This window comes from Parabacteroides sp. AF39-10AC (assembly GCF_003635405.1).
GTDB classification, from domain to species: Bacteria; Bacteroidota; Bacteroidia; order Bacteroidales; family Tannerellaceae; genus Parabacteroides; species Parabacteroides distasonis.
This window is the reverse complement of the sequence record NZ_QTLP01000054.1, coordinates 1-9,185: the sequence shown is the minus strand read 5'-3', so window position 1 is coordinate 9,185 and position 9,185 is coordinate 1. Positions and strand designations below refer to the sequence as shown.

Below are 9,185 nucleotides of genomic sequence, written 5' to 3'. Positions count from 1 at the left end.
TTTCAGACTTACAAAGCTGTATGCTTAATCCCCCAGGTTTATCGGGTGAGCCAGTCAATCCGCAGGTTATCAGAAAAAGCAAATGTTTTTTCCGGTAGCTTTCCACAAGAAAACAGAAACACAAAATGAAATAGCAATAATAAAATGGACATAAAAGTCATACACACCCTATATTTCGTCATCATCTTGGCGGTTTTAAAGTTCATATGCAAAAATATTTAAAAATTTAATCTACGCAATTATTTCTCCTAATAAATATCGAAAATCGATTACATTTGTAAATCTAAAATAGAGTACACATGAAAAACTTGATGATTCCTGCGCTGGCGTTATTTTTATCGGCGGCGGCGCAAGCAGACGACAGTCCGTTATGGATGCGTTACTGCGCGATCTCCCCGGACGGGCAGACGATCGCATTTTCTTACCAAGGGGATATCTACACGGTCCCTTCTTCCGGAGGAAAAGCCCGGCAGTTGACAACACATCCGGCGCATGATACCCGTCCGGTCTGGTCGCCCGACGGACAGAGAATAGCCTTCGCCTCCAACCGTAGCGGCAACTTCGATGTATTTCTCATGAACAAGGAGGGAGGGGAACCTAAGCGGCTCACCACCCACTCCACAAACGAATATCCCACTACCTTTAAGGACAACGGACACATCTTGTATCTAGCCAACGTATTGCAAGACGCCAAGGATATCCAATTCCCCGGCACCCGCTTTATGCAAGTCTATGAGATAAGCACGGACGGAGGAAGGCCGGATTTATATTCTTCGTTATACATGGAAAATATAGCCCTCAGCAAAGATGGCAGTAAATTATTATACAATGACTACAAAGGTTACGAGGACCCTTGGCGCAAGCATCATCAATCTTCTATCACCCGTGATATCTGGTTATGTACGCTTGGAAAAGATCGCTCTTTCCAGAAAGTAACCACTTTTGGCGGTGAGGATCGTAATCCTGTATGGGCCGCGGATGGGGCGTCTTTCTATTACCTAAGCGAGGAGAAAGGAAGCTTTAACATCTTCAAGAAGGATTTGGCAGGCAACAGCGAGAAACAAATCACGACGCATACCACCCACCCCGTGCGTTTCCTTACCTCCGATAATTCCGGGACTCTATGCTATAGTTACGACGGCGAGATCTATACCGTTAAGGAAGGCCAGAAACCGGCCAAGGTGAATATCCAGATCGTCGCGGATAAGATCGAGAACGACGTGATCCATCGTCTTCTGACCGATGGAGCTACGGATATCGCCGTCTCCCCGAATGGAAAAGAGGTAGCGTTTATCACTCGTGGCGATGTTTACGTAACTTCTATTGAATACGAGACGACTCGTCAAATCACGAACACGCCGCAACAAGAGCGCAATATAGATTTCAGTCCCGACGGACGTTCATTGGTATATTCCGCCGAACGGGAAGGAACATGGGGGATCTACGAAAGTAAACTTACACGTGACGAAGATAAGCAATTCACTTACGCCCCGGAATTGAAAGAGGAGCCTCTTGTAGTCTCCGGACAAACCTCGTTCCAACCCTTATACTCTCCGGATGGCAACGAGGTGGCTTTCCTTGAGAACCGAACCACCTTACGTGTTATCAACCGAAAGACCAAGCAGGTCCGCACCGTATTGGACGGTAAATACCTCTATTCGTATAGCGATGGAGACCAGCATTTCCAATGGTCGCCAGACAGCAAGTGGTTCTTGGTTGATTACATCTCCATCGGAGGATGGAACAATACGGATATCGCCCTCGTGAAAGCGGACGGTAGCGGCGAGGTAACGAACCTGACGGAAAGCGGTTATTCGGATGGCGACGCAAAATGGGTATTAGACGGTAAGGCCATGATCTGGTCCTCCGACCGTGCCGGTTTCCGCAGCCACGGTAGCTGGGGTGCCGAGCGGGATGTGTACATCATGTTCTTCGACGGTGAGGCTTACGATAAATTCCGCCTCAGTAAAGAAGAACTGGCCTTGGTAGAAGCGGATGAAAACAAAGATAAGGACGAGGATAAGACATCCGATAAAGATTCCGATAAGAAAAAAGAGGATAAGGATAAGCCTGTAGCCCCCTTGAAGTTTGATTTGGAGAACCGCAAGGACCGGATTATTCGCCTGACCGCTAATTCATCCTCATTGGGAGACGCCGTACTCGCCCCGAAAGGAGATAAACTATATTATTGCGCCGCTTTCGAGAAAGGCTTTGATTTATGGGAACACGACTTGAAGGAAAAGTCCACTAAATTACTGCTCAAGAATGTCGGTCGAGGCACTCTATTCGCCGATAAGAAAGTAGAGAACCTCTATCTTACCGCCGGCGGTAAACTGAAAAAGATAGAGTTGAAGGATAGCAAGGAAAAACCGATCGCTTTCAAGGCCGAGTTCGCTTATCGTCCGGCAGAGGAGCGTGCTTATATCTTCCACCACGCTTGGCGTCAAGTCTTGGATAAGTTCTATGATCCGACACTCCGGGGCATGGATTGGAAAGGGTATGAGACCGCTTACGCCCGTTTCCTTCCGCATATCAACAATAATTTTGATTTCCAAGAGATGCTTTCCGAGCTATTGGGCGAGCTGAACGGCTCCCATACGGGCGCCCGTTACAATCCGGGACTAACCGGGCCGGAAACCGCCAGCCTAGGCGCTTTCTTCGATAACGCATACACGGGCGACGGATTGAAGATCGAGGAAATCATCGCCAAGGGCCCGCTGACATTGGCCGGCAGCCAGATAAAGAAAGGCTGTATCATCGAGAAGATAGACGGAACACCGATAAAGAAAGACGCCGATTATTATCCACTGCTAAGCGGTAAAGTCGGTAAGAAAGTAATGCTTTCTGTCTATGATCCTACCAGCAAACAGCGTTTCGAGGAACAGGTAAAAGCGATCAGTAACGGAGAGCTATCGAACCTCCTTTATAAAAGATGGATCGAGAATTGCCAAGAAACCGTAGATAAATTATCGAACGGGCAAATCGGATATGTACATGTGAGAGGTATGAACAGCGAGAGTTTCCGCGAGGTCTATTCCGCCTTATTAGGCCGTTGCCGGAATAAGAAAGCCGTGATCGTGGATACCCGCCATAACGGAGGTGGCTGGTTGCATGATGATCTGGCTACCTTATTGAGCGGCAAGGAGTATCAGCGCTTCGAGCCGCGCGGACAATACATCGGTAGCGATCCTTACAATAAGTGGACCAAACCGTCCTGTGTCTTGATCTGCGAGGATAATTACTCGAACGCTCATGGTTTCCCTTGGGTTTATAAGACCTTAGGTATCGGCAAGCTGATCGGCGCCCCGGTTCCGGGAACCATGACAGCCGTATGGTGGGAAACGCAGATCGATCCGACCTTGGTGTTCGGTATCCCGCAAGTAGGCGTGAAAGATATGCAAGGCAATTATCTGGAAAACCAACAATTGCAACCGGATGTAGAGGTGTACAATACTCCCGAGGCGCAGCTCTCCGGCGAGGACACGCAATTAAAAAGAGCGGTAGAAGTGATGCTGCAAACTGTAAAATAGCTTTTCTAGGCCTCGGAAATGACTTTTCAACCTTGTAAAATGCCTTCCGAGGCCTAGAAATGACCTTTCAACCTTGTAAAATGCCTTCCGAGGCCTCGGAAACGACTTTTCAACCTTGCAAAATGCTTTCCGAGACCTCGGAAATGACTTTTCAACCTTGCAAGGTGGTTTCCGAGATCTCGGAAGCCTCTTTCACTCACATCGAACAGAAGAAAGAAACGAAAAACGGAACCGTGAAGTCCACCAAGATCCCGTGAAAGATAGAGACAAAGACCAAATCCTTTCCACAATAACGGGTGATAATCGGCAATGTCGTATCCATCGTAGTAGCTCCTCCCGCGCAGATCGGAGATAGCCTTCCGAAATATCTAACGAACAACGGAGCGCCCAGCAAGGCGAATATCTCACGGATAATATTAGCGATCAAGGCGATCGTTCCTAACTCCGCCGCCAATTGCGCCCCCAGCGTCGGTTCTTTTAGCTCTGTTATCAAGATGGAGGATAATGAATAATAGGCGAAACCGCTTCCGACCGCCAAACAATCGAACACACTCCATTTGGTAAGAGCAAGGCTGATCAGGGCCGAGAAGCTCAACGTCCCGATAATAGTAGCCAGAGGCACCAATAAGAGTTTCGGCCGTATACTCGATAAAATATCTTTCAGTTTCTTATCGCTTCCTATGCTAATCCCTACTTGAAACATCAAGAGGTAAAGTACATAAACCGTTATATCATTCTCGATAATGACCCCGGGCAGATAACCGCTCCATCCCAGCAAGCACCCCAAGGCAAAGAAGCCCACGACGATCAAACTCCCTTTCATCCCCGGCTCCTTTCCTTAAAAAAGAAATGATAAACTCCCCACGCCGCCAAGACGCTACCCAACGTACCGGCCGAAGCAATCAACAAGGCTTGCCCGCCCAACGTCGTAAGATTATTCACGATAGACTCATTGGCCCCTACCGAAATTCCCAGCAGGAACAAAAGAAGAAGAATTGTATAAGAAATAGGCTTACCGATCTTTTGCAGCAATTCTACTTTACGAAAGAAATACCCGACGGCAATGCCGCAGAACATGATTCCGATTACTGTAAACATCCTTTTGTAGTTTTTGCCGCAAAGTTAACAGAAACTCACAGTACCACAAAGCGGTTACTTCTTCGTTTTCTTGAATTTCACGGGAATCTGCATACCTCCGGCGTCGGCCATTCCCTCTAACTCATTTCCTTTCTGGGTCATAGTTAAGTCTACAGGCGTTCCATCCACATAAAAAGAGCTGGTATAGGTATCTCCTTTCGCCTTGATATCATTTATCTCCAAGGTACTACCTTGTATATTCACTTTAGCGGTCAACTTGCCGTTCTCTTGCTTTATCTGCAAACTGCCATCTTGATATCCATACGGAGCGTCGGGGGCAGAGAAGGACCAATCGCCTACGAACTTACTGAGATCTGCGGCTTTATCCTGTGCCGAGATCGTGATACAAAACAAAAGGCATAAAAGGGTGGTAAAGGCTTTCTTCATGTTCGTTCCCATAATCTTATGAATTAAATGAGTAATAGATTTAAATAACGTTCCAAATGTAGTGATTAATTTTCGATCTTCCGAGATATGTTCTAATATACGAGCATCAAATTCTTTCCCCAAAGGGGGTAATGCCTCGGCCTCATGAGATACGAACCAAGCCTTATAAGGTAATAAGTCGGGAGGTACCACCGCTGAGGAGAAAAACTGGCGTAATTCCCGCTCTTCCTCCACGGATGTGGCGCATTCCCAATATTTATCCAGCAACTTATTTATTCGTTGATAGTCCATACACGATCCATAAACAGATTACCTTACCGCATACCGCTCCATCCTTTCCTTATTTCCGGAATACGTTTCCCTCAATGCCAGATTACGCGCTACCATCATGCAATAGGAAGGTAAATTCTCAATGACAATCCAGCTATCCCGGTCTTCCCAAACCTTAAGCAGGGCTTCCTGAACGATCTGCTCAGACTGCTCCACGTCTCCGGTAATCCGGAAAACAACCCGGAAAAGGTTATTCTTCAGCGGCAATATCTTTGTCGTAAATTCATTTGTTCCCATACTTTTTTATCTATAAGACGAGCCAAGCCCGAAAAAGGTTGCAGATTTTAAAAGGAAATTTCCAATATTCCCCCAAAGCCATTATCTTTGTGACAGATGATTGATAATTCGCTTATTACAAACTAAATCAATAATAACAGTGAAAAGAACGATCTTATTTTTTCAGGCCGCTCTTGCCTGCCTGCTGGTAGGATGCAAGCAAGCGCCGGAGTCGCCGCGACTACAAGATGAGGTGAGGTATGTAGACCCATTCATCGGAACCGGGTTCCATGGACACACATTCCCCGGAGCTACCCGTCCGTACGCGATGGTACAACTAAGCCCGGATACCCATATCTTGGGATGGGACGCAAGTAGTGGTTACCATTATGATGATGACCATATCTACGGGTTCAGCCACACGCATCTTTCTGGTACGGGTATCGGCGATCTGGGTGACGTAGCTTTATTACCTTTCTCCGGTGGAGATTCCATCAAACCGGTAGCTACCTTCAAGAAAGACACTGAGAAAGCGACACCGGGGTATTATGCCGTACGCTTGGATAACTTTGGCATCAACGTGGAATTGACTTCTACGGATCGTGTAGGTTTCCATAAATATACATACGACAATCCCAAAGAACGTCGTGTCCTGCTTGACTTAGGGCATATCCTTCAACCGAACTGGGGACATAAGCTGATCGATAACCAATATTTACTTGTAAACGACTCCACGGTGGAAGGAACCGTGAAGACACAAGGTTGGGCGCATTTCCACTCCATGTCCTATCGGATTACTTTCTCGGAACCGATCGAGACCGTATACCAATACATCGGAGGGAAATTACGTAAAGACTCCTTGTTCTTACGCCTGAATACGGCGGAAGATTTGAAGTTCCATTACAAATTCGCTGAAAAGGCACAACCGCTTTATGTAAAAGTAGCCTTATCCGTAGTCGATCCGGAAGGCGCCGAGAAGAATCTCGAGGCAGAATTGCCCGGATGGGATTTCGATAAGACCCGTGAGGAATCAACGCATATTTGGAACGAGGCGTTAAACTTGATCCAGATCGAGGCAGATCCGAAAGTCATGGTCAATTTCTATACGGCGCTCTACCATACCATGATCGCCCCCTTCGCTTATCAAGACGTGGACGGGCGTTATCTGGGCATGGACAAGAAAGTGCATACCGCCGAACCGGGTTACGTAAATTATTCCGTATTCTCCTTATGGGATACGTTCCGTGCGCTTCATCCGTTAATGACGATCATTAATCCGGACCTAGCGACAGATTGGGGTAAGGTACTCGTGCAAGGTTATAAAGAAGGTGGAATATTACCCAAATGGCCTTTAGCCTCTAGTTATACAGGTTGTATGGTAGGATATCCGGCCGTCTCGGTCCTCGCCGATCTTGTAGCGAAAGATTTAGCGGAAGGTGATATGAGCACGTGGGCGGAAGCCGGCGCACGTTCTTCCGTTTACCGTGAGGATCTTGCCGAGAAGTTCAAAGGAACCCGTGAGTTGGATCTGATCACGATGCACCCTTACTATAAGGAGAAATATGGTTTCGTCCCCGCCGACTCTGTTCCCGAATCCGTATCGTGGGGATTGGAGATGGCATACGAGGATTGGTGTATCTCCCAAATCGCCAAGAAGGCAGGTAATATAGAGTTGGCGAATGAGTATGCCAAGAAAGCCGAATACTACAAACGCTATTTAGATCCCGAGACGAAAATGATGCGTCCGGTAATGGGCGACGGTTCTTTCCGTACTCCATTCAACCCTCGCTATTCTTCGCATATGAAAAGCGACTATACCGAAGGGAATGCCTTCCAATGGAGTTTCTTCGCACCACATGATATGGACAACTTCATCGCCGCTATCGGTGGCAAGAAAGAGCTGGAAACACGTTTAGACACCTTATTCACCACCTCTTCCCAGATTGACGGGGCGGAAGCCTCCGGAGATATTACCGGATTGATCGGCCAATACGCTCATGGAAACGAGCCGAGCCACCATATGGCCTATCTTTATAACTGGACAGATTCTCCATGGAAAGGGCAAGGGTATTTAGATTATATCATGCAGAATTTCTACACGAATGAACCGGATGGTATCATCGGTAATGAGGATTGCGGACAGATGTCTGCTTGGTATGTCATGAGCGCCCTAGGTTTCTATCAGGTAAGTCCGGGTATTCCGGTTTACACATTGGGCCGTCCGATGGTAAATAAGGCTTCTATGCACGTAAAAGGCGGTATTTTCGAGATCGTGGCGACCAACAATAGTCCCGCCAATAAATACGTTAAAGAAGTCAAGCTAAACGGTAAAGTCCTAGAGACTCCTTTCATCAGCCACTCCGATATCATAAATGGAGGTAAGCTTGAGTTTATCATGACCGATCAACCGGTAAAATAAATTCATATAAAGAAACATAAAAACAAAGGGCGAATCAGTACACTGGTTCGCCCTTTATCTTATATTTGCCCTCAAACGATTAAATTGAAAAGCTATGTTACTCACAACAACTAACACGATCGAAGGAAAAGAAATTACCCAGTACTTCGGAATCGTATCCGGTGAAACGATCATCGGAGCGAATGTATTCAAAGATTTCTTCGCAGGCATCCGGGATATTGTCGGAGGACGTGCAGGTTCTTACGAGAGCGTCTTACGCGAAGCGAAAGAAACGGCCTTGAAAGAAATGAGCGATCATGCGGCACGAATGGGCGCAAACGCTGTAATCGCCGTAGATCTAGATTATGAGACCGTAGGAGGAAGCGGAAGCATGCTGATGGTTACCGCCGCCGGGACAGCCGTACGCTACCAATAATCCCCAAAATGAAATACTTTGGAGCCGGATTAAGCGAATCACATAAAGAACTAAACCGCATTATCCGTAAACCGGAATTAATAGAGCAAACCAAGGAGCTCTTTCTTGAGATTCATGGGAAATTACACCTCTCTGTGGTGTCTGGTAATGAGAGAAACGAGGTCGATGAGCTAGTCGGAGATTTAAGAGAGGATGAATATGCCATTATGCCTACAGCGAAAGATGAAACCATCGCTTGGGTATTATGGCATATCAGCAGAATTGAGGATCTGACCATGAATATATTAGTTAACGGGGAAAAGCAGATCTTCAATGAAGACTGGCAAACCCGAATGAATTCCCCTATCAGAGACACAGGAAATGCCTTATCTGATAACCAGATTATTCAGCTAAGCAAAAGTCTACGTATTCAAGAACTCTTAGAATACAGAAATGAAGTAGGACGAGAAAGCAGAGAAATCATCCGAACCTTATCTCCCGATGATATACGTCGCAAAATCCCAACTCAAAGGATAAGCCGGATATTAGAAGAAGGTGGAATCACAAATCATGAAGATTCGATTTGGTTGCTTGATTTCTGGGCTAAAAAAGATATAGCTGGTATTTTATTAATGCCTCCTACCAGACATGTCATGTTACATCTAAATGACTGTTGTAAATGGAAGCTAGCAATAAGAGGCAGACATCATTGAAAATTAAACGGCTGGTGTATATACCAAAAAAAGGAGCCAATCTTTCGACTGACTCCTTT

The 9,185-nt window shown here is 46.4% G+C and carries 8 protein-coding genes; 4 read left to right on the top strand and 4 right to left on the bottom strand.

What is annotated here, in order from left to right; translation table 11 throughout:
• Positions 1-299: 299 nt before the first annotated feature.
• Positions 300-3,530: a S41 family peptidase gene (locus tag DW033_RS23680; protein ID WP_122297740.1), complete on the top strand. Its 3,231-nt coding sequence runs from the start codon at positions 300-302 to the stop codon at positions 3,528-3,530.
• 196 nt (positions 3,531-3,726) lie between these two features.
• Here DW033_RS23680 and DW033_RS23670 read toward each other — a convergent pair whose 3' ends face one another.
• Genes DW033_RS23670 through DW033_RS23655 form a run of 4 tightly spaced genes read right to left on the bottom strand, consistent with a single transcriptional unit; the run spans position 3,727 to position 5,621 of the window.
• Positions 3,727-4,353, bottom strand: a complete 627-nt coding sequence (locus DW033_RS23670) for a lysine exporter LysO family protein (RefSeq protein ID WP_005866516.1) — start codon at positions 4,351-4,353, stop codon at positions 3,727-3,729.
• Positions 4,350-4,628, bottom strand: coding sequence for a LysO family transporter (locus tag DW033_RS23665; protein WP_005860915.1), 279 nt, complete (start codon positions 4,626-4,628; stop codon positions 4,350-4,352). The genes DW033_RS23670 and DW033_RS23665 overlap by 4 nt, the downstream gene beginning before the upstream one ends.
• 54 nt (positions 4,629-4,682) lie before the next feature.
• Positions 4,683-5,345, bottom strand: a complete 663-nt coding sequence (locus DW033_RS23660; RefSeq protein WP_122383225.1) for a hypothetical protein — start codon at positions 5,343-5,345, stop codon at positions 4,683-4,685.
• A gap of 18 nt (positions 5,346-5,363) precedes the next feature.
• Positions 5,364-5,621: an RNA polymerase sigma factor gene (locus DW033_RS23655; protein WP_005866511.1), complete on the bottom strand. Its 258-nt coding sequence runs from the start codon at positions 5,619-5,621 to the stop codon at positions 5,364-5,366.
• A 139-nt stretch (positions 5,622-5,760) separates the two neighbouring features.
• Between DW033_RS23655 and DW033_RS23650 the strand changes: the two genes are divergently transcribed.
• From DW033_RS23650 to DW033_RS23640, 3 genes are all read left to right on the top strand, one after another.
• Entirely contained in the window at positions 5,761-8,019 is a 2,259-nt protein-coding gene (locus DW033_RS23650; protein ID WP_122383224.1) for a GH92 family glycosyl hydrolase, read from the top strand.
• 94 nt (positions 8,020-8,113) lie between these two features.
• On the top strand, positions 8,114-8,434 hold the full coding sequence (locus DW033_RS23645; protein ID WP_005860908.1) for a YbjQ family protein: 321 nt from the start codon (positions 8,114-8,116) through the stop codon (positions 8,432-8,434).
• An 8-nt stretch (positions 8,435-8,442) separates the two neighbouring features.
• Positions 8,443-9,126 carry a DinB family protein gene (locus tag DW033_RS23640; protein ID WP_005860906.1) on the top strand — a complete coding sequence of 228 codons (684 nt, stop codon included), beginning with the start codon at positions 8,443-8,445 and terminating at the stop codon, positions 9,124-9,126.
• Positions 9,127-9,185: the final 59 nt, after the last annotated feature.

Coding starts and splice junctions, on each gene's coding strand:
- DW033_RS23680 (WP_122297740.1), top strand. CDS start 300: ATGAAAAACTTGATGATTCCTGCGCTGGCGTTATTTTTATCGGCGGCG.
- DW033_RS23670 (WP_005866516.1), bottom strand. CDS start 4,353: ATGAAAGGGAGTTTGATCGTCGTGGGCTTCTTTGCCTTGGGGTGCTTG.
- DW033_RS23665 (WP_005860915.1), bottom strand. CDS start 4,628: ATGTTTACAGTAATCGGAATCATGTTCTGCGGCATTGCCGTCGGGTAT.
- DW033_RS23660 (WP_122383225.1), bottom strand. CDS start 5,345: ATGGACTATCAACGAATAAATAAGTTGCTGGATAAATATTGGGAATGC.
- DW033_RS23655 (WP_005866511.1), bottom strand. CDS start 5,621: ATGGGAACAAATGAATTTACGACAAAGATATTGCCGCTGAAGAATAAC.
- DW033_RS23645 (WP_005860908.1), top strand. CDS start 8,114: ATGTTACTCACAACAACTAACACGATCGAAGGAAAAGAAATTACCCAG.
- DW033_RS23640 (WP_005860906.1), top strand. CDS start 8,443: ATGAAATACTTTGGAGCCGGATTAAGCGAATCACATAAAGAACTAAAC.